The following is a 19831-nucleotide window of genomic DNA, read 5'->3' as shown; positions in this document are numbered from 1 at the left end:
CTCCGGTCGTGGGACGATGGGGCGCGTGACTGAGTCGATCCAACGTGCCCGCGCCACCACTGCCTCCTACTCGATCACGATGCGGATCCACGCCGGCACCGACCCGGCGGTCATCGGGGCCCTCGCGGTGAAGGTCGCCGAGAGCGGCGGCATCACCACGGCGCTCGACATCGTCGACTCGCACCCCGACCGGCTCGTCATCGACCTCACCTGCTCCGCCAGCAACGCCGAGCACTCGACCGAGGTCGTCGACGCCGTGGAGACGCTCGAGGGCGTCCGCGTCCACAAGGTCTCCGACCGCGTCTTCCTGCTGCACCTCGGCGGCAAGATCTCCGTCGAGTCCAAGGTCAACCTGCGCAACCGCCAGGACCTCGCGATGGCCTACACGCCCGGCGTCGGCCGCGTGAGCCAGGCCCTCTTCGAGCACCCCGAGGACGTGCCGCGCCTGACGATCAAGGGCAACTCGGTCGCCGTCGTCACGGATGGCTCGGCCGTGCTCGGGCTCGGCAACATCGGCCCGATGGCGGCGCTTCCGGTCATGGAGGGCAAGGCGGCGCTCTTCAAGCGCTTCGCCGACATCGACGCGTGGCCGATCTGCATCGACACGACCGACGTCGACGAGATCGTGCGCACCGTCGAGCTCATCGCACCCGGCTTCGGCGGCATCAACCTCGAGGACATCGCCGCCCCGCGCTGCTTCGAGATCGAGGCCAAGCTGCGTGAGCGCCTGTCGATCCCCGTCTTCCACGACGACCAGCACGGCACGGCCATCGTCGTGCTCGCCGCGCTGAAGAACGCGCTGCGCTGCATCGACAAGCAGCTGCCCGACGCGCGCATCGTCGTCTCCGGTGGCGGCGCGGCCGGTTCGGCGATCGTCCAGCTGCTGCTCGCCGCGGGTGCGGTCGACGTGACCGTCTCCGACCGTCCGGGCCTGCTCAACCAGGACGACGAGTCCCTGACGCCGGCGTGGCGCGAACTCGCCGAGAAGACCAACCCGCGCGGCCTCACCGGCACGCTGCGTGACGGCCTCCAGGGCGCCGACGTCTTCATCGGCGTGAGCGCACCCCACATCCTCGCGCCCGAGTGGATCGACGAGATGGCCGAGAAGCGCATCGTCTTCGCGCTCGCCAACCCCGACCCCGAGGTCGACATCTACGAGGCGACGCAGCGCGCCACCGTCGTGGCCTCGGGCCGCAGCGACTACCCGAACCAGATCAACAACGTGCTGGCCTTCCCCGGCGTCTTCCGCGGTCTGCTCGACGCCCGGGCGACCGACGTCACGACCGAGATGCTCATCAAGGCCGCCGACGCCATCGCCTCGGTCGTCACCGACGAGCAGCTCAACCCGAACTACATCATCCCGAGCGTCTTCCAGCCCGACATGAGCAAGACCGTCGCCAAGGCGATCGTCGACTGCGTGCCCAAGGCCCCGGCGAAGAACATCCCGATGACCGGCGCCAACTGAGGAGCACGACCCACCGGATGACGAGCACGACCCATCCCGGACAGCGTTACCCGCTCGACGGCCGCCGCGCCTGGGCGGTGTGGGCGGCCGCCATCTCGGTCTACGTCCTCGCCGTCTTCCACCGCACCTCGCTCGGTGTCGCCGGTCTCGAGGCCGCCGACCGCTTCGGCATCAGCAGCTCGCAGCTGTCGACCTTCACGATCGTCCAGGTCTTCGTCTACGCGGCGATGCAGCTGCCGGTCGGGGCGCTGCTCGACCGCTACGGCAGCAAGCGGATGCTCGGGGTCGGGCTCACCCTGCTGACGGTGGCCCAGTTCGGCTTCGCGTTCGTCCACGCCTTCCCCGCCGCCCTGCTCTGCCGGGTGCTGCTCGGCATGGGCGACGCCATGGTGTTCATCTCGGTGCTGCGCCTCGTCGCGCTGTGGTTCTCACCGCGCCGCACGCCGATGGTGACGCAGCTGACCGGCGTCCTCGGGCAGCTCGGGGCGTTCGCCGCCGCCGGGCCGCTCGCGGCCGCGCTCGACCACTTCGGCTGGACCCCGTCGTATGCCGTCGCGGCGTCGGTCGGCGTGCTCACGGGGGTCGCGCTCGTCGTCGTCGTCAAGGACAGCCCCTACGTCGACCACCACCGCGACGAGCTGCGGCTGCGGGCCATCGCGCGCACCCTGCGGGCGGCGTGGCTCGTGCCGGGCACCCGGCTCGGGCTGTGGTCGCACTTCACGTCGCAGTTCGCCGCCAACATGTTCACGATGTTGTGGGGCTTCCCGTTCCTCGTTGCAGGACAAGGAGTCTCGGCGTCGACGGCGAGTGTGCTGCTCATGCTCATGGTCGTGACGACGGTCGTGTCGAGCCCTGTCATCGGCACGCTGACGATGCGCTACCCGTTCTCGCGCAGCACCCTCGTGCTGTGGATCGTGGCCGCCGCGATCGCCGCCTGGACGGTGGTCCTGCTCTGGCCCGGACGCGCGCCGCTGTGGATGCTCGTCGTCCTCGTCGTGCTCATCGCCATCGGCGGTCCGGGCTCGATGATCGGCTTCGACCTCGCGCGCACGTTCAACCCGCCGACCCGCATCGGCAGCGCCTCGGGCATCGTCAACACCGGCGGCTTCATCGCGACGTTGACGGCGGTGGCCCTCGTCGGCGTCGTCCTCGACCGGGTCGCTCCGGGCGGGCCGCCGACCTGGGACGTCGACGCGTTCCGGGTCGCGATGACGGTGCAGTACCCCGTGTGGGCGCTCGGGATCGTGCAGATCCTGCGCTACCGGCACAGGGCGCGGCGCGCGGCCCTCGAGGCCGACCCCGACGCGTACGCCGCCATGCAGGCCGGCCGCTCCGTCACCTTCCACTGACGGACCCCCTCTCAACCGTCGAGAGGCCACGTTCTGCGGGTCCGCACCCGTCGAAAGGCCACGTTTCGTGGGTGCCGCCCCGTCGAAAGGCCACGTTCTGCGGTCTAGCCTGCTCGGGAGGAGGAGCGATGGCGACGTGGGCGGACGTGGACGAGCTGGCCGGGCGCCTGCCCGGCGCGGTGCTCGGGGTCGCCCACGAGGGCTCTCCCGCCTGGCACGCCGGACGGCATACGTTCGCTCGTCTGCGCTGGGACGACGACGGGCGCGAGCTCGTCCAGGTGTGGACCGGCGAGATGGACACCGAGCAGGCGCTCGCCGACCGGCGCGACACGTTCGTGCGGATCGACACGTTCCGCTACCGCGTCACGGTGTGGGCGCGCCTCGACCGCCTCGACCGGGCTGAGCTCGCGGAGCTGCTCGTCGACTCCTATGACATCCGCGGCGGGCGCCGCCGGCGGGGTGACACCGACCTGGCCGACCTCCTGGGCTGAACCGTCCAAACGCCACGAACCGGGTTCTCGCCCTGCGGGGGCGGCCCGGTTCGTGGCCTTTCGACGGTTGGAGAGGCTGGGGCCTCAGGCGTCGCCGACGGTGAGGGCCTCGGCCTCGGTGCGGGACGTGACCTCCTCGACGCCGTGTCCGGGCGCCTCGTCGAGCGCGCTGATGATCCGGCGAGCGGTGAGGAGCACGAGGACGGCCAGCACGACCGCGGCCGAGCCCACCCAGAAGGGCAGGTGGATCGACTTCTCGCCGAGGTTGCCGGCGAGCCACGGGGCGACGGCGCCGCCGCTGAAGCGGACGAAGGAGTAGGCCGCCGACGCGACCCCGCGCTCGACGGGGGAGACCTTCATGACCGTCTCGGTGATGAGCGTGTTGTTCACGCCGAGGAAGGCGCCGGCGAGGATGACGCCGACGACCAGCACGGTCTTGTTCTCGGTCCACATCGCCATGGCGGCGAGGATGACCGCGAAGCCGAGCAGCGCACCGACGATGCCGGCCAGCGTGCCGAAGCGGCGCTGGATCATCGGGGCGACGAAGACCGACGTGATGGCGAGCAGCACGCCCCAGCCGAAGAAGATGAACCCGATCTCGTGCGCCCCCATGGCGAGCGGGAAGGGCGTGAAGGCGAGCAGGGTGAAGAAGCCGAAGTTGTAGAGCAGCGCCGTGATGCCGACCGTGAGCAGGCCACGGTGGCCGAGGGCACGCAGGGGCGCCGTGATCGAGGTGGGGTTCTCGGCCGGCGGGGTCTTCGGCAGCGTGGTCAGCGTCGCGATGAACGCGACGGCCATGAGCACGGCGACGCCGTAGAACGGCCAGCGCCAGGAGATGCCGCCGAGCCAGCCGCCGAGCAGCGGGCCGGTCGCGATGCCGACACCGAGAGCGGCCTCGTAGAGGATGATCGCCTGCTTGACCGAGCCGGACGCCGCGTTGACGATCGTCGCCAGGGCGGTCGCGATGAAGAGCGCGTTGCCGAGGCCCCAAAGGGCGCGGAAGGCGACGATGCCGCCGACGGTGTCCTGGCTGCCGGCGAAGGCGGCGCCGACGATGATGAGGGCGAGGCCGAGCAGCAGGGTGCGCTTGGCACCGACGCGGCTGCTGACCCAGCCGGTGCCGAGCATCGCGATGCCCATGACGGCGAGGTAGCTGGTGAAGAGGAGCGAGACCTGCGACGGGCCTGCGCCGAGCTCGTCGGCGATCGGCTTGAGGATGGGGTCGACGAGGCCGATGCCCATGAAGGAGATCACGCAGGCGAAGGCGATCGACCAGACGGTCTTGGGTTGGCGCCACATGGTGGTGGTCATCCGTCCTTTCGGGTGGGGTGCGGGACAGGGGCGTCCGCCGCGGCGGCCAGCAGCTCGTCCATGACGTCGATGGCGACGCGGACGCGGTCGAGGGCCGGTCCGTCGAGCTGGTCGAGGGCGGGGGACAGGACGGCCAGTCGGGCCCGACGCACGGTCTCGAGCGCGGCGTGGCCCTCGTCGCTGAGGGAGATCACCGTGGCGCGCGCGTCGTCGGGGTCGGACGCGCGGTGCACCCAGCCCGACGCCTCGAGGCGCTGGAGCTGGGTGGTGATCGTCGGCTGGCTGCTGTGATCGGCGGCCGCGAGGGCGCTGACGCGGGAGGGTCCGAGCTCGTCGAGCAGGGCGAGGAGGCGGGCCTGCGCGAAGGGCACGTCGAACGACGCGTGGCGGCTGGCCCAGCGCGAGAGTCGCGCGGCCGAGCGCAGCAGGTCGTTGCCCAGGGTGGTCGGTTCGGTCACTCGCTCCAATTTACATAGACAACCTATGCATATCAAGTCGAGCTCACGGGACTGGGGCGGAGCGCTCACTCGAGTGGGGCGGGGCGCTCACTCGACTGGGACTCAGCTGGGCTGGCGGAGCACGCCGTCGGCGGCGCGTTGAACTCGGCGGGATACCTCACGGCGAGTGCCGGGGTGCGCCTCTTGCCGCCACCGCCGATGATGATCAGCACGCCACCAGCCTGCACCGGCGTCGCGAGAGCGGGGGAGTCGATGACGGGGTAGTGGGTTCCGTTGTGGCTGAAGGTCTTCCCGGGCTCGGCAGTCCAGGGTCCGGTGATCACCGCGACCTGCCGGGCAGGCGGAAGGTGGCGGACGTGACGAACGTGCCGAGCCGGATCGTCGACGTCTCACGCGCCTGGTCGACGGTCCTGCCCCTGCAACGACGCGTCAGCCGCGGACGATCCCGTCGACGACGACCTCGAGCATGGGCCTGACGTCGAGGTCGGCGTGGCTCGTGTCGGCGACGCTCGCGACGCCGCTGACGAGGCGCATGACGTTGGCGGCGTCGACGCCCGGGCGCAGCTGCCCCCCGACGTCGAGGTGGTCGATGACGCGGCGGTTGGCCTCGCCCATGACGCGGCACTTGCGGTACATCGGGGACGCGGGGTCGTCCATGGCGGCGCAGATCTTGCTGGCCGCGCCCCGGTGCAGCGTGATGTGGTCGATGAAGTGCTCGAACCAGCCGAGCAGCATCTCCCGGGCGGGCTGCCCCGTGGCGATGGCGGCGTCGGCGTCGGCGGAAACGCGGTCGGTCCAGTCCTGCATGAGGGCGTCGACGAGGGCCTCGCGGGTGGGGAAGTGGCGGTAGAGCGTGCCGGGGCCCACCCCGGCCCGCTTCGCGATCTCGTCGAGCGAGGAGTCAGTGCCGCGCTCGGTGAAGACGATGCGGGCGGTCGCGAGGATCTTGTCGTAGTTGCGCCTGGCGTCGGCGCGCATCGGGCGAGGCATGTTCTCGGGGCTCTCCTGAGCCGGTCCGTCAGCCGAATCCCCTTGGGTGGCAACAGATCCCGGCGACGACTCGAGCGTCGCACTGCCAGCGTCGGCAGGCCTCACGAGAAATCTCCCTTGCTAAAACGGAGACAGTCTCCGTATTGTGGGTCAGGCAGAACCGGAGTGGTTCTCCGCTAATCGTAGCGCCGATCGTCGTCACAGAGGAGTCCGGCACCCATGACCACCACGATCCAGCCCACCCGACAGGCCCGACGCGTCCACCTGTCGCACCTCGCCACGACCCACCGTGCCCCGCTCGTGCCCCGCGGCACCCACGGAGCCGAGGGCACGCACGGCACGCAGGGTGCCAGCGACGGCGAGCGCCGACGCCGCACCCGCGCCACCTCCTTCACGCCCATGGCCCGCGACCTCACCGACGAGAGCTCGCACCGCCCGTTCACGCACCACGAATCCTGAGGTCAGAGATGTCGACCAGCACCACCGCATCACCCGTCACCCGACAACCCGAGCGCTCCACGAGGGAGCGGGCCGCCAGACGCGGCGCCATCGGCCTCGGCGTCGTCCTCGTCGCCCAGCTCATGCTCGTGCTCGACGCGACCGTCGTGAACGTCGCGCTCCCGCACATCCAGACCGACCTCGGGTTCACGCCCGCGGGCCTCTCCTGGGTGCTCAACGCCTACACCCTCGCCTTCGGCGGACTGCTGCTCCTGGGCGGGCGCCTCGGCGACGTCTTCGGGCGACTGCGCATCTTCGAGATCGGCCTGGCGATCTTCACCGTCGCGAGCCTGCTCGGTGGCCTCGCCACGTCCCCCGCCTGGCTCATCGCCGCGCGCACCCTCCAGGGAGTCGGTGCCGCGCTCGCCGCGCCGAGCGTCCTCGCCCTCGTCACGACGAGCGCCCCGAACGAGGCCGCGCGCAACCGCGGGCTGGCGCTCTTCACGGCCGTGTCGTCCGCCGGCGCGTCCATCGGCCTGCTCCTCGGTGGGATCCTCACCGACTACGTGAGCTGGCACTGGACGCTCTTCGTCAACGTCCCGATCGGGGCCGTCGTGCTCGTCCTCGCGCGCCGCTACGTGACCGAGACGCCGAGGATCCGAGGCCGCTTCGACGTGGTCGGCGCGATCACCGCCACCCTCGGCTCCGTCTCCGTCGTGCACGGCTTCATCAGTGCGGCCGACCGCGGCTGGGCGTCGCCCGTGACGATCGGCTCGTTCGTCGTCGGCGTGCTCCTCATCGCGCTCTTCGTGCGCACCGAGGGTCGGGTCAGCTCCCCGCTGCTGCCGCTCGCGCTCGTCCGCAACCGCACCCGCGGGGGAGCCCTCGTGCTCATGGCGCTCGTCGTCGGCGCGCAGTTCTCGACGTTCTTCCTCGTGACGCAGTACCTCCAGCTCGTCCTCGGCTTCAGCCCGGTCGCGACCGGCGCCGCGTTCCTCCCGCTCAGCCTCGCGATCTTCGCGACGTCGCGGGTCAGCGCCCGCCTCGTCGCCAAGGTCGGCCCCCGGCCGATGCTCCTCGTGGGCACGCTGGGCCTCACCGCCAGCTTCGTGTGGCTGAGCACCATGTCGACGACGAGCACGTATGCCGCGCACCTCCTGGGTGCGCTGGTGCTCAACGGCGTGTCGGCCGCGCTCGTCTTCATGCCGGTCACGGTCGTCGTCCTCGGCGGCGTCGACCGCGCCCAGGCCGGCACGGTCTCCGGGCTGCTCCAGACCGCGCAGCAGCTCGGTGGCGCCGTGGGGCTCGCCGCGATCGTCAGCGTCTATGCGTCGCAGGCCGTCCCGGGCCAGTTCGTGCCGGGCGTCGAGCCGGCGTTCCTCACGTCGGCGACGTTCACCCTCGTGGCGCTGCTCGTCGCGGCGTTCGTGCTCCGGCCGCGCCCGGCCCAGGTGGTGACCGCATCGTCCGAGCCGACCCGTGAGCCGACTCGAGAGGCGGTGGCCGTCGCCGCAGCAGACGGCGCCGAGGCCCAGTGAGGGCACCTGCGGCCTGACCGGACCCGGCCGGACCCGGCCCGACCCGACCCGGCCCGGCCCGGCCCGTTAGATCGAACAGCAGATGGACCGGCGTCCGGTGGGGTGATCACCCCACCGGACGCCGGTCCATCGCGCATTTCACGTGCAGGCCCACCCTGGTGCCGCACCCGCCGCCGGAGACGGCTGACCCCCGCGACCGGGACGGGCGGCGGGGGTCAGGCACACGGCATACGAACGCGTGTGGGCAGGTGTTGCGGGAGGCTCAGTGCCCCTGCGGCATCGCCCAGCGGGCGGTCGAGGTGCCCTGCTCCTTGGCGCGGTCGAAGGCCTCGCCGATGATCTTCTCGGCGGCCTCGCGGTTGCCCCAGTCCGAGCCCTCGACGTGCTTGCCGGGCTCGAGGTCCTTGTAGCGCTCGAAGAAGTGCTGGATCTCGTCGAGGGTGAACGTGCTGACGTCAGAGATGTCCTGGACGTCGGCGGTGCGCGGGTCGACGGGCACGCAGAGCACCTTGTCGTCACCGCCGGCCTCGTCGGTCATGTGGAAGACACCGATCGGGCGCGCCTCGACGACGACGCCGGGGAAGACCGGCTCGGGCAGCAGCACGAGCGCGTCCAGGGGGTCGCCGTCCTCACCGAGCGAGTCCTCGATGTAGCCGTAGTCGGCGGGGTAGGCCATCGGCGTGAAGAGGTAGCGGTCGAGGCGGATCCGACCGGTCTCGTGGTCGACCTCGTACTTGTTGCGCTGTCCGCGCGGGATCTCGATGGTGACGTCGAACTCCACGTCTTCCCCTTCTTCACGGTCTTCGGGTGCTGTCTCGGGTGCGGCTCGGGTGCCGGAGCACCCGTCGGCGGCTGACAGAATCGTCCGCGACAGTGTGTCAGCAAGGGCGGTCCTTGCGCGAAACAGCGACGGACGACGGACAGGGGGTGACGCGACGTGGCGCACGAGACGCAGCCGGGGCGGCGCGGTCCCCGCCTGACCTACGGCATGGCCGCGGTGTGGTCGGTCGTCGCGATCGTGCTGGGGTATGCCGTCCTCGACGTCGCCGACGCCGCGCCCGGTGCGCTGACGGTGCGGCCGCTGCCGCCGCCCGCGCCCACCGAGACGGTCGCGACGCGGACGCTGCCCTCGGTCCCGCAGCCGACGCTGTCGACCTCTGTCGCGCCGCCGCTGCCCTCACTCGCCGGCGACACCGTCGCGCCGTCCGCCGCCGGCATCGAGCAGGCGCTCGCGTCGGTGCGTGCGCTCCCGGCGCTGCGCGACTCAGCCCTCGTCGTCCGTGACGGGCAGACCGGCGACGTGCTGCTCGACCAGGGCGGCGACGAGCTGCGCATCCCGGCCTCGACGACCAAGCTGCTCTCCGCCGCGGCCATCGGCCAGACCTTCGCACCCGACGAGACGCTGCGCACCGTAGTGCGCGAGGGGGACACGCCTGACGAGATCGTCCTCGTCGCGGGCGGCGACTCCCTGCTCAACCCCGGCACGGGCGACCCCGACGCGGTCGCCGGCCGAGCCGGACTGCGCGACCTGGCCGGGCAGGTGGCCACGGCCCTCAAGGGCAGCGGCACCACCAGCGTCACCCTCTACGTCGACGAGACGTATGCCGCCGGGCCGACGACGGCGCCGACGTGGGCGTCGACCTTCCGCAGCTCGGGCATCACCGGCGCGGTCGCGATGCTCGGGCTGTCGAGCCAGCGCGCCCACGGTGGGGCGCCCGGCCCGGCCGACCCCGTCGCCTCCGTCCGGTCGGCCTTCGCCCGGCAGCTGGAGGGGCGCGGGATCGACGTGAGGCTGGCCGCGCGAGGTCAGGCACCCGGCGTCCCCGGGTCGCCGATGCCGACGCCGGCTGCCGACGCTGGAGCGTCCGCCGCACCGTCCGACGGGGCCACACCGTCCGACGGGGCCTCACCGTCCGGCGGGGCCACGCCGCCCGAGGGGGCGACGCCCGACGGCGCGCGGGCCCCGACGACCGCGGCCGCGACGCCGACGGCGCCCGCGAGCGGCCCGGGAGCGGTCCTCGGCAGCGTCGAGTCCGCGCCCGTGCGAGAGCAGCTGGCCCTCGCCCTCACCGACAGCGACAACGCGCTGACCGAGATCCTCTCCCGCCAAGCGGCCTACCGCTCCGGCGCCGGCACCGACTTCGCCGAGGTCGGCGCGTGGGTCGTGTCGCAGGTGGCCGCGCTCGGCCTCGACACGGCCGGAGTGACCCTCTCCGACGCGAGCGGCCTCTCCCGCGAGAACCGGGTCCGCGCCTCGCTCCTGTCCGACGTGCTCGTGCTCGGCTACGACGGGAAGCACGCCGTGCTGCGGCGAGCCCTCGACGGACTCCCGATCGGTGGCCTGACCGGCACCCTGGCGGACCGGTTCACCGGCGCGCAGCACGACGCCGCAGGCCGCGCCCGGGCCAAGACGGGCACCCTGACCGGGGCCAACGCCCTCGCCGGGAGCGTCGTCGACGACGACGGTCGGCTCCTCGTCTTCGTGGGTATGGTCGCCGGAGTGGGAACCAACGACGCGCGAGCGGCGTTGGACCGTTTTGTAGCGGCGATCGCCTCGTGCGGGTGCCGCTGACGGGCCGGTGGGCCGCTCGGGGTCCTGGTGAGCGATGGTGGTCGTGACCTCTCCGTGTTGCCGGCTGGGCTTCCCAGACACCTCGCGCGACGTCGACACCGTCACGGCACCGAAAGGGCTGGCATGACCGACACGACCCTCCCGACTCCCGTGGACGCCGGACGTCCCGATGGCTCGAGGGGTGGTGCACCGGCCGCGTCCGTCGACTACGAGTTCGCGAAGCGGACCGGTCGGGCGATCGTCAACCCGGGCCCCCAGGTCTCGAGCGACGAGGCCGCGGCGATCGTCGCCGACCTGCGTGCAGCCGCCGCGTCCGCCGTGGCTCCGGTTGCCGAGACGAGCGCGCTGACCGCGCCCGCCGACGCGCCGGCGCCCCTCGTCGTCGACCGCGCGGGCTGGATCAGCGCCAACGTCGACTCGTTCAAGTCGATGCTCGACCCGGTCGTCGACAAGCTCAACGCGACGAAGAAGTCGTCGACGAACGCCACCGCCGCGGCGATCGGCGGCAAGGTCACCGGCGCCGAGATGGGCGGGCTGCTCGCCTTCCTGTCGAGCAAGGTGCTCGGACAGTACGACCTCGCACCCGGCGGCACGCCTCGGCTCCTCCTCGTCGCCCCCAACATCGTCGCCACCGAGCGACGCCTCGAGGTCGACCCGACCGACTTCCGCCGCTGGGTCGCCATGCACGAGGAGACGCACCGGGTGCAGTTCACCGCGGTGCCGTGGCTGCGCGACCACATGGTGGCCCGCACCCAGGCGCTCGCCGTCGACCTCGCGCCGACCCCCGAGGACCTCTCCAAGCGGTTCGAGCAGCTGACGAAGAACCTCCCCGAGGTGTTCAGCTCCGGCGAGGGCATCGGCCAGCTCTTCGCGACCCCGGAGCAGAAGGCCCAGATCGCCGAGCTCACCGCCGTCATGTCGCTGCTCGAGGGCCATGCCGACGTCGTCATGGACGCGGTCGGTCCCCAGGTCATCCCGAGCGTCGGCGAGATCCGCCGCAAGTTCGACGAGCGCCGCAGCAGCTCGGTCGGCATCGACCGCCTGCTGCGCAAGCTCCTCGGTCTCGAGGCCAAGATGCGTCAGTACCGCGACGGCGCCGTCTTCGTCCGGGCCGTCACCGACCAGGTGGGCCGCGACGGCTTCAACGCCGTGTGGTCCTCCCCGGAGACGTTGCCCCGGGCCGCCGAGATCCTCGATCCGGGCGCCTGGGTGCGCCGGGTCCACGGGTGAGCGATGCGAGGTCCCGCAGACATGCCCGGTCCTGACCCCGCCGTCGCCGCCACCCGGCTCGCGGTGCGTGAGCACCTTGCCGACGTGCCCGAGGGCGGTGTCGTCCTCGTCGCGTGCTCGGGCGGCCCCGACTCCGTGGCGCTCGCCGCGGCCCTCGCCTTCGAGGCGCCGCGCTCCGGTGTGCGTGCCGGTGCCGTCGTCGTCGACCACGGCCTCCAGGACCGTTCGGCCCAGGTCGCCGAGGACGCCGCAGCCCTGTGCCGCGAGATCGGTCTCGACCCCGTCGAGGTCGTCCGCGCCGACGTGCGCACGAGCGGTGCCGGACTCGAGGCCGACGCCCGGTCGGCCCGCTACGCCGCCATCGAGGGCGCGGCCGACCGCGTCGGCGCGTCCATGGTGCTCATCGGCCACACCCGCGACGACCAGGCCGAACAGGTGCTCCTCGGCCTGTCCCGCGGGTCGGGTGCGCGGTCGCTGAGCGGTATGCCGGTGCGCCGCGACCGCTTCGTCCGTCCCCTCCTCGGCCTGCCGCGCGCCACGACGCTGGCCGCCTGCGCGGCCTACGGCATCGACCCATGGGACGACCCGCACAACAGCGACGACTCGTTCCGCAGGGTCCGCGCCCGCCGGCTGCTCGCCACCCTCGAGTCCGACCTCGGCCCCGGCTTCGGGGCAGCCCTGGCCCGCAGTGCCGACCTGCTGCGCGAGGACGCCGACTACCTCGAGAGCCTGGCCGTCCGGGCCCGGGCCGACCTGCCCGGCGGTCCTGGCGGTGAGGGCGTCGACCTCGACGCGCTCGCGGCCCTGCCACGGGCGATCCGCACGCGCGTCTGGCGGATCCTCGCCGCCGAGGCCGGCGCACCGCTCGCCGACGTCAGCGCCGCCCATGTCGAGTCGCTCGACGCGCTCCTCACCTCGTGGCACGGACAGGGCCCGCTCCACGTGCCCGGCGGCATCGCCGTCGCGCGCACCGGTGGGGCCATCGTCTTCAGCCCGCTGCGACAGACCGCCAACGCCTGAGCCCGGTGCGCGAGAGCCGCTGGGCCGCCCCGTCACCACCCGACGGTGTGGGGGGCCGTGGCGCGCGACCGCGGCGTCGTCGTGACGGAGCCGACGGCATACGCCCGCCTGGAGGAGTGGCTCGAGCGGCCGCTCGGCTGACAGGCCCGGCCTGCTTCCCCGGCGGCGACGGCACCCAGCCGCGTGCGGTTGAATGGACCCGCCCCGCACGACCCTGCACCACCCCCCGCAACGCACTGAGGAGCCTTCGTGGACCACGAGCACATGGGAGATGACCTGGCCAAGGTCCTGCTCACCGAGGAGCAGATCCAGACCCGCCTCTCCGAGCTCGCCGCCGACATCTGGCGGGACTACGAGGGCAAGGAGTTCCTCCTCGTCGGCGTCCTCAAGGGCGCCGTCGTCGTCATGGCCGACCTCATGCGCGCCCTGCCCGGCACCGCACCGATGGACTGGATGGCGGTCTCGTCCTACGGCTCCGGCACGAAGTCCTCGGGCGTCGTGCGCATCCTCAAGGACCTCGACACCGACATCAGCGGCCGCCACGTGCTCATCGTCGAGGACATCATCGACTCCGGCCTGACGCTCTCGTGGATCAAGTCCAACCTCGAGTCGCGCAAGCCCGCCTCGGTCGAGATCTGCACGCTGCTGCGCAAGCCCGACGTCGTCAAGGTCGACATCCCGGTCAAGTACGTCGGCTTCGACATCCCCAACGAGTTCGTCGTCGGCTACGGCCTCGACTACGCCGAGAAGTACCGCAACCTGCGTTGTGTCGGCACCCTCGCCCCGCACGTCTACGCCTGACCGCGGCGGCCTCCGGTGACCTTCTCGATCGTCGCCCGTCAGGGTGACGCCCACGGCATCGCCGTCGCGAGCAAGTTCCTCGCGGTCGGGGCGGTCGTCCCGGCCGCCCGTCTCGGCGTGGGCGCGGTCGCGACGCAGTCCTTCGCCCGGGTCGCCTACCTCGACGAGCTCCTCGGCCGCCTCGCTGCCGGCGAGCCCGCGGACGAGGCGCTCGCGGCCGCGACCGCGCTCGACGAGGGTCGCGAGACCCGCCAGGTGGGCGTCGTCGGGCTCGCCTCGGCCGCGACCTTCACGGGCTCGGAGTGCAACGACTGGGCGGGCGGCGTCGCCCGCGACGACGGCCACACGGCATACGCCATCCAGGGCAACATCCTCACCGGGCCCGAGGTCGTCGAGGAGATGGAGCGCGCCTGGCACGAGACGGCAGGGCAGCCGCTCGCCCGGCGTCTGCTCGCCGCCCTCGTGGCCGGCGACGCCGCCGGTGGCGACTCCCGCGGACGCCAGAGCGCAGCCATGTATGCCGTCGAGCCGGGTTCCGGCTACGACGCGTGCGGGGTGCTCGCCGACCTGCGCGTCGACGACCACGCCGACCCCGTGACCGAGCTCGGGCGCCTGCTCTCCGACTGGGACATGTACTTCGGCAGGCCCGAGGACGTCGCGCCGCTCGAGGGCGAGCTCGCCGACGAGGTGCGCGGCAGGCTGGCGCAGGCCGGGTTCACCGACGCCGACGTCGCGACGGCTCTCGCCGACTGGGCGGGCAACGCGAACTACGAGGCGCGCCTGAGCCCCGACGGCATCGACCGCCGGGTCCTCGAGGCCCTCCGCGCCGCCACCCCCTGACCCCACCCAGCTCGACCGAACGCCGCGTTCGATCTCGAACTCACGGTCAGGACGCTGAGTTCGGCACCGAACGCGGCGTTCGGTCGAGGGAGGCGCGGCGGGTCAGAGCTTGCCGGCGAGGCGGAGGAGGTACTCCCGACGGTGGAGCGGGTCGAGGTCGGTGCGTGACCGGGTCGGCGCCGGTCCGACGACGGGCCGGTAGCCGTCGAACGCCGTCACGAGGTCGCCGAGCCCGCTCGTGAGGCCGGGCACCCGCTGCTGCAGCTCGTGCAACCGCCCGGCCGGCACCTCGCCCTGCAGCCGCGTCACCGGGCCGAGCACGGCCGTCTCGCGTGGGGTCGCCCGCACGTGGCCGAGCATCGAGAGCGCCGCACCGAGCACGTCGCTCGGCACCTCGAGGTCGAATCGGTGCACCGGTTCCTCGACCGCCGTGCCCGCGAGACGCAGCGCCTCCATGAGCACGAGCGGCGTCAGGGCACGGAAGTCGCCGGCCGTGCTCGACATCGACGCGTCGAACTTCTGGTGCATGTGGCTCTGCCGCGGCCAGTAGCCCGAGTGCGTCATCGTGACGACGCAGTGGTTGACCGGCCACCCGTGCAGCCCCTGTCCGAGCGTCGCCCGGACGGTGTCCTCGACGGCGGTGAAGAACGACGCCGGCATCGAGCCGAGCTCGACCTCGAGGGCGAAGCAGACGCCGCTGCCCGGAGGGCCGGGGTCGACGCGCAGACCGACCGTCGCGAGGAACGGGTTCGGCGCCACGTCGATGACCTCGAACGCGGCCGCCGAACCGGTGACCCGCTCGCGACAGATGACCGTCGTCGTGCTGAACCTCGCCGTCACGGCGTACTCCGCCTCGAGCGTCGCGCCGATGACCTCCTTCTGCACCTCCCCGTAGAGCGACACGTGGGTCTCGCCGCGCACCTCGTCGTGCCGCAGGTCGATGAGCGGGTCCTGCTCCGCCAGCCGGGTCAGCGCCGTGTGCAGGGTCGCGCGCTCGGCGGCGTCGCACGCCTCGACGACCGTCTCCAGGGTGGGCGGCGAGAACTCGTGGACGAGGGGCCGCGCGAGGGCGGCGTCGCCGACGAGGTCGCCGATCCGGGCCAGCTCGAGCCCGACGACCCGCGCGATGCGCCCCGCGGGCACCCGCGCGACGCGCTGCACCCCGCCGCGCGCGTGCACCGAGAGACCGGTGATCCGCTCTTCGCGGCACCGCGCGTCGTCGTCGCCGGAGACCGAGGGCGTATGCCGTGTGCCCGGGTCCGATGCAATGGTCCCGACGGTGCGACCGTCGTGGACGAGCACCCGGTCGCGCACCGCCAGGCAGCCCGACGTGACGCTGACGAGGGCCACCTTCTCACCGGCGCCGCCGCGCTGGACCGCGAAGACGGTGGCCGCGAGCGGCGCCTCGGGGTCGGGTGTCCGCGCCGGCAGCAGGTGCGGCAGGGCCACGGCGAGTTCCTCGACGCCGGCCCCCGTCATCGCCGAGCCGTGGAGCACGGGGCACACGAGACCTCGGCCCGTCTGCTCACCGAGGCCTGCTCGCAGCCGAGAGCCGTCGACCCGGTGCGGGGCATCGAGCCAGTCCGCGAGCAGGCGGTCGTCCTCCCGGCTCAACGCCTCGACGACGCGCTCGCGGGCAGCTGCGGTGGCCCGGTCCGCGCCCTCGCGCTCGACCGGGCCCCGCGCCGCCAGGCCCAGGGCCATGAGGCCGTCCGGGACGACGGCGGCGCCGCGCGTGCCCTCGTCGACGACCCGGACGAGTGGCACCGGCGTGACGCCGAGCCGGTCGACGACCTCCTGCAGGACCGCGTCGGTGCGGGCGCCGGAGCGGTCGACCTTGTTGACGAAGAGCACCGTCGGGATGCGCAGCCGCTGCAGGGCCCGCATGAGCACGCGGGTCTGGGCCTGCACGCCCTCCACGGCGGAGACGACGAGCACGGCTCCGTCGAGCACCGCCAGCGAGCGCTCGACCTCCGCGATGAAGTCCGAGTGGCCCGGGGTGTCGACGAGGTTGACCGTGACCGGGTCGTCGGGGCCGCCGAGCTCGAAGGAGACGACGGCGGCCTTGATCGTGATCCCGCGGGCGCGCTCGAGCGCGAGCGTGTCGGTCTGCGTGCTGCCGTCGTCGACGCTGCCGAGCTCGGTGATGACTCCGGCGTGCAGGAGCAGACGTTCGGTCAGGCTCGTCTTGCCCGCGTCAACGTGGGCGAGGATCCCGAGGCCGAGGGTGCGTCCGGGACGCAGGGGTGGGGTGGGTGGGGTGTCCAAGGTGCTCCATGTCCTGTGCGTAGGTGTGGGTGACCTGCTCGGGTGACATGAAGCTGCGGCGCATCCCGGTGCCTCTCTCCTCGGCCGTGCCTGACGTCGACGGGACCGTCGACCGCTCCAGTGCAGCAAGGCGGAGGAGCGTGCGGCAACCGGTTTTGGGCCGGGAGCACGGCACACGGCATACGCGAGCGGCGCCCGCCCGCGGACGGGAGCGTCCAACCCTGCGTGGGCTGGTTCGTCACCGGCCCGCCGCATGCGGAACACTGGTAGTCCGCCGGACGTTGTGCCGGTGGACAAACTCACCGGACGAGCAGGAGGACCGGGGCCCCACAGGCCCCGCACGTACATGGACGCTAAGCGGATTCTGCGCACACCACTGTTGTGGATCTTGGTCCTCATCAGCGCGCTCGTCTTCGGCATGATGTTCTCCGAGTCCGGCCCGCCCCGGATCGACACCTCGGCTGCCATGAAGCAGATCACCGACGGCAACGTCGAGTCGGCCAAGCTGCTCAACAACGAGCGCATGGAGCTGACCCTCAAGACCCCCTACACCTCGCCCGACGGCACGGTGAAGGACGCGAAGTCGGTCTACGCCTACTACGTCGACGCCCGCGGCACCGACGTCGTCGAGGCCCTCAACGCCAAGCCGCCGGCACAGGGCGTCGACGACCAGATCGACGAGCCCAGCTGGTTCGGCTCGCTGCTCTTCTCGATCCTGCCGATCATCATCATCCTCGGCCTCTTCTGGTTCCTCATGGGCCAGATGCAGGGCGGCGGCAACCGCGTCATGCAGTTCGGCAAGTCGCGCGCCAAGCTCGCCACCAAGGACACCCCGAAGGTCACCTTCGCCGACGTCGCCGGCTGCGACGAGGCCATCGAGGAGCTCCAGGAGATCAAGGAGTTCCTCCAGGAGCCGGCGAAGTTCCTCGCCGTCGGCGCCAAGATCCCCAAGGGCGTGCTGCTCTACGGCCAGCCCGGTACCGGCAAGACCCTCCTGGCCCGCGCCGTCGCGGGTGAGGCCGGCGTGCCGTTCTACTCGATCTCCGGCTCCGACTTCGTCGAGATGTTCGTCGGTGTCGGCGCGAGCCGCGTCCGCGACCTCTTCGAGCAGGCCAAGGCCAACGCGCCCGCCATCGTCTTCGTCGACGAGATCGACGCCGTCGGACGCCACCGCGGCGCCGGCATGGGCGGCGGTCACGACGAGCGCGAGCAGACGCTCAACCAGCTGCTCGTCGAGATGGACGGCTTCGACGTCAAGACCAACGTCATCCTCATCGCGGCGACCAACCGCCCCGACATCCTCGACCCGGCTCTGCTGCGTCCGGGCCGCTTCGACCGCCAGATCGCCGTCGACGCGCCCGACATGATCGGCCGGCACCGCATCCTCGAGGTGCACGCCCAGGGCAAGCCCGTCACGGCCGACGTCGACCTGCTCGCCGTCGCCCGCCGCACGCCCGGCTTCACCGGCGCCGACCTCGCCAACGTCCTCAACGAGGCCGCCCTGCTCACCGCCCGCGGTGACAAGAAGGTCATCGACAACGAGGCCCTCGACGAGGCCATCGACCGCGTCATCGCCGGCCCGCAGAAGCGCACCCGCATCATGTCGGCCAAGGAGCGCAAGATCACGGCGTACCACGAGGGTGGCCACGCCCTCGTCGCCGCGTCGCTCAACCACACCGACCCGGTGACGAAGGTGACGATCCTCCCGCGTGGACGGGCCCTCGGCTACACGATGGTCATGCCGATCGACGACAAGTACTCCACGACGCGCAACGAGATCCTCGACCAGCTCGCGTACGCCCTCGGTGGCCGCGTCGCCGAGGAGATCGTCTTCCGCGAGCCGACCACCGGTGCCAGCAACGACATCGAGAAGGCCACCGGCATGGCCCGCAAGATGGTCACCGAGTTCGGCATGTCCGAGCGGGTCGGCGCCATCAAGCTCGGCCAGAGCACCGGCGAGGTCTTCCTCGGTCGCGACATGGGGCACCAGCGCGACTACTCCGAGGAGGTCGCCCGCATCGTCGACGAGGAGGTCCGCTCGCTCATCGACGCGGCCCACGACGAGGCGTATGCGGCGATCAACGCCAACCGCGACCTGCTCGACCACCTCGTCCTCGAGCTGCTCGAGAAGGAGACGCTCAACGTCCACGAGCTCGCCGAGCTCTTCAAGCCGGTCGTCAAGCAGCCGTCCCGTCCGACGTGGCTCTCGTCCCAGACGCGCCAGCTCGGCGACCGTCCGCCGGTCCTGACGCCGGCCGAGATCGCCGCGCAGAACGGCTCGGGCCAGAACGGCCACCTGCCCCCGCCGGTGCCCGCCGACCGCGTCATCGAGGACAAGATCGACGAGGCGGCCGCCGTCGGCGCGCACCCCCTCGCCGAGGAGCACCCCGCCGAGCAGGTCATCGAGGTGCCGGACGACCGCCCTGTCAACCCCACCGAGAAGAGCTGACGCGTGTCGATCGACCAGCCGCGCGCCGAGGCGGCCGTCCGGGAGCTGCTCCTCGCCATCGGTGAGGACCCCGACCGCGAGGGCCTGCTCGACACCCCGGGCCGGGTGGCCCGGTCGTTCGCCGAGATCTACGCCGGCCTCGACATGACGGCGGCCGACGTGCTCCGCACGACGTTCGAGATCGACCACCAGGAGCTCGTCATCGTGCGGGACATCGAGCTCTACAGCACGTGCGAGCACCACCTCGTGCCCTTCCACGGGGTGGCGCACGTCGGCTACATCCCGAGCAAGGACGGGCGGGTCACCGGACTGTCCAAGCTCGCTCGTCTCGTCGACGTCTTCGCCCGGCGCCCGCAGGTGCAGGAGCGGCTCACGACGCAGATCGCCGACGCGCTCGTCGAGCACCTCGACGTGCAGGGCGTCATCGTCGTCGTCCAGGCCGAGCACCTCTGCATGTCGATGCGCGGCATCCGCAAGCCCGGCGCGAGCACCATCACCTCGGCGGTGCGCGGCCAGCTGCGCGACCCGGCCACTCGAGCAGAGGCCATGGCGCTCATGCTCGAGGGCAACAAGTGACCGACGGCCCGACACCCGAACCACCGACCGCGACA

At 72.1% G+C, this 19831-nt stretch carries 18 protein-coding genes; 12 read left to right on the top strand and 6 right to left on the bottom strand.

The features are described 5' to 3' along the window. Positions 1 to 16 precede the first annotated feature (16 nt). The 3 genes from ASE25_RS15280 to ASE25_RS15270 all read left to right on the top strand — a co-directional run bounded on the left by ASE25_RS15280 (position 17) and on the right by ASE25_RS15270 (position 3305). Entirely contained in the window at positions 17 to 1465 is a 1449-nt protein-coding gene (locus ASE25_RS15280) for an NAD-dependent malic enzyme (protein ID WP_056826488.1), read from the top strand. 17 nt (positions 1466 to 1482) lie between these two features. Beyond that, a complete protein-coding gene (locus ASE25_RS15275; protein WP_056826487.1) occupies positions 1483 to 2814 on the top strand; it encodes a nitrate/nitrite transporter in 1332 nt (443 codons plus the stop codon). 128 nt (positions 2815 to 2942) lie between these two features. Then, positions 2943 to 3305, top strand: a complete 363-nt coding sequence (locus tag ASE25_RS15270; protein ID WP_056826486.1) for an MmcQ/YjbR family DNA-binding protein — start codon at positions 2943 to 2945, stop codon at positions 3303 to 3305. Between the two features lie 84 nt (positions 3306 to 3389). On the opposite strand, the gene ASE25_RS15265 is transcribed toward ASE25_RS15270, so the two are convergent. The 4 genes from ASE25_RS15265 to ASE25_RS15250 all read right to left on the bottom strand — a co-directional run bounded on the left by ASE25_RS15265 (position 3390) and on the right by ASE25_RS15250 (position 6064). Then, the gene (locus ASE25_RS15265) at positions 3390 to 4616 is read right to left on the bottom strand and encodes an MFS transporter (protein WP_056826485.1); all 1227 of its coding nucleotides are present in this window, start codon (positions 4614 to 4616) and stop codon (positions 3390 to 3392) included. After that, positions 4613 to 5074 (bottom strand): MarR family winged helix-turn-helix transcriptional regulator, encoded by a 462-nt coding sequence (locus tag ASE25_RS15260; protein WP_056773679.1) that lies wholly within the window; start codon positions 5072 to 5074, stop codon positions 4613 to 4615. The genes ASE25_RS15265 and ASE25_RS15260 overlap by 4 nt, the downstream gene beginning before the upstream one ends. 65 nt (positions 5075 to 5139) lie before the next feature. Beyond that, complete coding sequence (locus ASE25_RS15255) at positions 5140 to 5397, bottom strand: hypothetical protein (RefSeq protein ID WP_056826484.1); 258 nt, start codon at positions 5395 to 5397, stop codon at positions 5140 to 5142. Positions 5398 to 5503: 106 nt separating this feature from the next. Then, positions 5504 to 6064, bottom strand: a complete 561-nt coding sequence (locus tag ASE25_RS15250) for a TetR/AcrR family transcriptional regulator (protein WP_235508699.1) — start codon at positions 6062 to 6064, stop codon at positions 5504 to 5506. Between the two features lie 219 nt (positions 6065 to 6283). On the opposite strand from ASE25_RS15250, the gene ASE25_RS15245 reads away from it, so the two are divergent. After that, positions 6284 to 6523, top strand: coding sequence for a hypothetical protein (locus ASE25_RS15245; protein ID WP_056773671.1), 240 nt, complete (start codon positions 6284 to 6286; stop codon positions 6521 to 6523). An 8-nt stretch (positions 6524 to 6531) separates the two neighbouring features. After that, on the top strand, positions 6532 to 8040 hold the full coding sequence (locus ASE25_RS15240; protein ID WP_056826482.1) for an MFS transporter: 1509 nt from the start codon (positions 6532 to 6534) through the stop codon (positions 8038 to 8040). A gap of 262 nt (positions 8041 to 8302) precedes the next feature. On the opposite strand, the gene ASE25_RS15235 is transcribed toward ASE25_RS15240, so the two are convergent. After that, positions 8303 to 8821: an inorganic diphosphatase gene (locus ASE25_RS15235; RefSeq protein WP_020145122.1), complete on the bottom strand. Its 519-nt coding sequence runs from the start codon at positions 8819 to 8821 to the stop codon at positions 8303 to 8305. 156 nt (positions 8822 to 8977) lie between these two features. On the opposite strand from ASE25_RS15235, the gene ASE25_RS15230 reads away from it, so the two are divergent. The 5 genes from ASE25_RS15230 to ASE25_RS15210 all read left to right on the top strand — a co-directional run bounded on the left by ASE25_RS15230 (position 8978) and on the right by ASE25_RS15210 (position 14503). After that, the gene (locus tag ASE25_RS15230; RefSeq protein ID WP_056826481.1) at positions 8978 to 10612 is read left to right on the top strand and encodes a D-alanyl-D-alanine carboxypeptidase/D-alanyl-D-alanine-endopeptidase; all 1635 of its coding nucleotides are present in this window, start codon (positions 8978 to 8980) and stop codon (positions 10610 to 10612) included. A gap of 123 nt (positions 10613 to 10735) precedes the next feature. After that, positions 10736 to 11842 carry a zinc-dependent metalloprotease gene (locus ASE25_RS15225; protein WP_056773660.1) on the top strand — a complete coding sequence of 369 codons (1107 nt, stop codon included), beginning with the start codon at positions 10736 to 10738 and terminating at the stop codon, positions 11840 to 11842. A 21-nt stretch (positions 11843 to 11863) separates the two neighbouring features. Continuing rightward, positions 11864 to 12862: a tRNA lysidine(34) synthetase TilS gene (tilS, locus tag ASE25_RS15220; RefSeq protein ID WP_056773658.1), complete on the top strand. Its 999-nt coding sequence runs from the start codon at positions 11864 to 11866 to the stop codon at positions 12860 to 12862. Positions 12863 to 13111: 249 nt separating this feature from the next. Further along, complete coding sequence (hpt, locus tag ASE25_RS15215; protein WP_020145118.1) at positions 13112 to 13663, top strand: hypoxanthine phosphoribosyltransferase; 552 nt, start codon at positions 13112 to 13114, stop codon at positions 13661 to 13663. Between the two features lie 15 nt (positions 13664 to 13678). Beyond that, complete coding sequence (locus tag ASE25_RS15210) at positions 13679 to 14503, top strand: DUF1028 domain-containing protein (protein WP_056826480.1); 825 nt, start codon at positions 13679 to 13681, stop codon at positions 14501 to 14503. 102 nt (positions 14504 to 14605) lie between these two features. Here the strand turns inward: ASE25_RS15210 and ASE25_RS23660 are convergent, their stop codons facing one another. Next, positions 14606 to 16747 carry a translation factor GTPase family protein gene (locus ASE25_RS23660; protein WP_056826659.1) on the bottom strand — a complete coding sequence of 714 codons (2142 nt, stop codon included), beginning with the start codon at positions 16745 to 16747 and terminating at the stop codon, positions 14606 to 14608. A gap of 370 nt (positions 16748 to 17117) precedes the next feature. Between ASE25_RS23660 and ftsH the strand changes: the two genes are divergently transcribed. Together ftsH and folE are read left to right on the top strand one after the other, a co-directional pair. Next, complete coding sequence (ftsH, locus tag ASE25_RS15200; protein WP_056773649.1) at positions 17118 to 19220, top strand: ATP-dependent zinc metalloprotease FtsH; 2103 nt, start codon at positions 17118 to 17120, stop codon at positions 19218 to 19220. 3 nt (positions 19221 to 19223) lie between these two features. Then, a complete protein-coding gene (folE, locus tag ASE25_RS15195) occupies positions 19224 to 19796 on the top strand; it encodes a GTP cyclohydrolase I FolE (protein ID WP_056773646.1) in 573 nt (190 codons plus the stop codon). Positions 19797 to 19831 lie beyond the last annotated feature (35 nt).

This window comes from Terrabacter sp. Root85 (genome assembly GCF_001429185.1).
In the GTDB taxonomy this organism is placed as follows: domain Bacteria; phylum Actinomycetota; class Actinomycetes; order Actinomycetales; family Dermatophilaceae; genus Terrabacter.
The sequence above is the reverse complement of the archived record's forward strand: the minus strand, read 5'-3'. Positions and strand labels throughout refer to the sequence as shown.

What these genes read in the sequence shown, in the direction of transcription:
- ASE25_RS15280 (WP_056826488.1), top strand. Translation starts at nt 17, where the DNA reads ATGGGGCGCGTGACTGAGTCGATCCAACGTGCCCGCGCCACCACTGCC.
- ASE25_RS15275 (WP_056826487.1), top strand. Translation starts at nt 1,483, where the DNA reads ATGACGAGCACGACCCATCCCGGACAGCGTTACCCGCTCGACGGCCGC.
- ASE25_RS15270 (WP_056826486.1), top strand. Translation starts at nt 2,943, where the DNA reads ATGGCGACGTGGGCGGACGTGGACGAGCTGGCCGGGCGCCTGCCCGGC.
- ASE25_RS15265 (WP_056826485.1), bottom strand. Translation starts at nt 4,616, where the DNA reads ATGACCACCACCATGTGGCGCCAACCCAAGACCGTCTGGTCGATCGCC.
- ASE25_RS15250 (WP_235508699.1), bottom strand. Translation starts at nt 6,064, where the DNA reads ATGCCTCGCCCGATGCGCGCCGACGCCAGGCGCAACTACGACAAGATC.
- ASE25_RS15245 (WP_056773671.1), top strand. Translation starts at nt 6,284, where the DNA reads ATGACCACCACGATCCAGCCCACCCGACAGGCCCGACGCGTCCACCTG.
- ASE25_RS15240 (WP_056826482.1), top strand. Translation starts at nt 6,532, where the DNA reads ATGTCGACCAGCACCACCGCATCACCCGTCACCCGACAACCCGAGCGC.
- ASE25_RS15225 (WP_056773660.1), top strand. Translation starts at nt 10,736, where the DNA reads ATGACCGACACGACCCTCCCGACTCCCGTGGACGCCGGACGTCCCGAT.
- tilS (WP_056773658.1), top strand. Translation starts at nt 11,864, where the DNA reads ATGCCCGGTCCTGACCCCGCCGTCGCCGCCACCCGGCTCGCGGTGCGT.
- ftsH (WP_056773649.1), top strand. Translation starts at nt 17,118, where the DNA reads ATGGACGCTAAGCGGATTCTGCGCACACCACTGTTGTGGATCTTGGTC.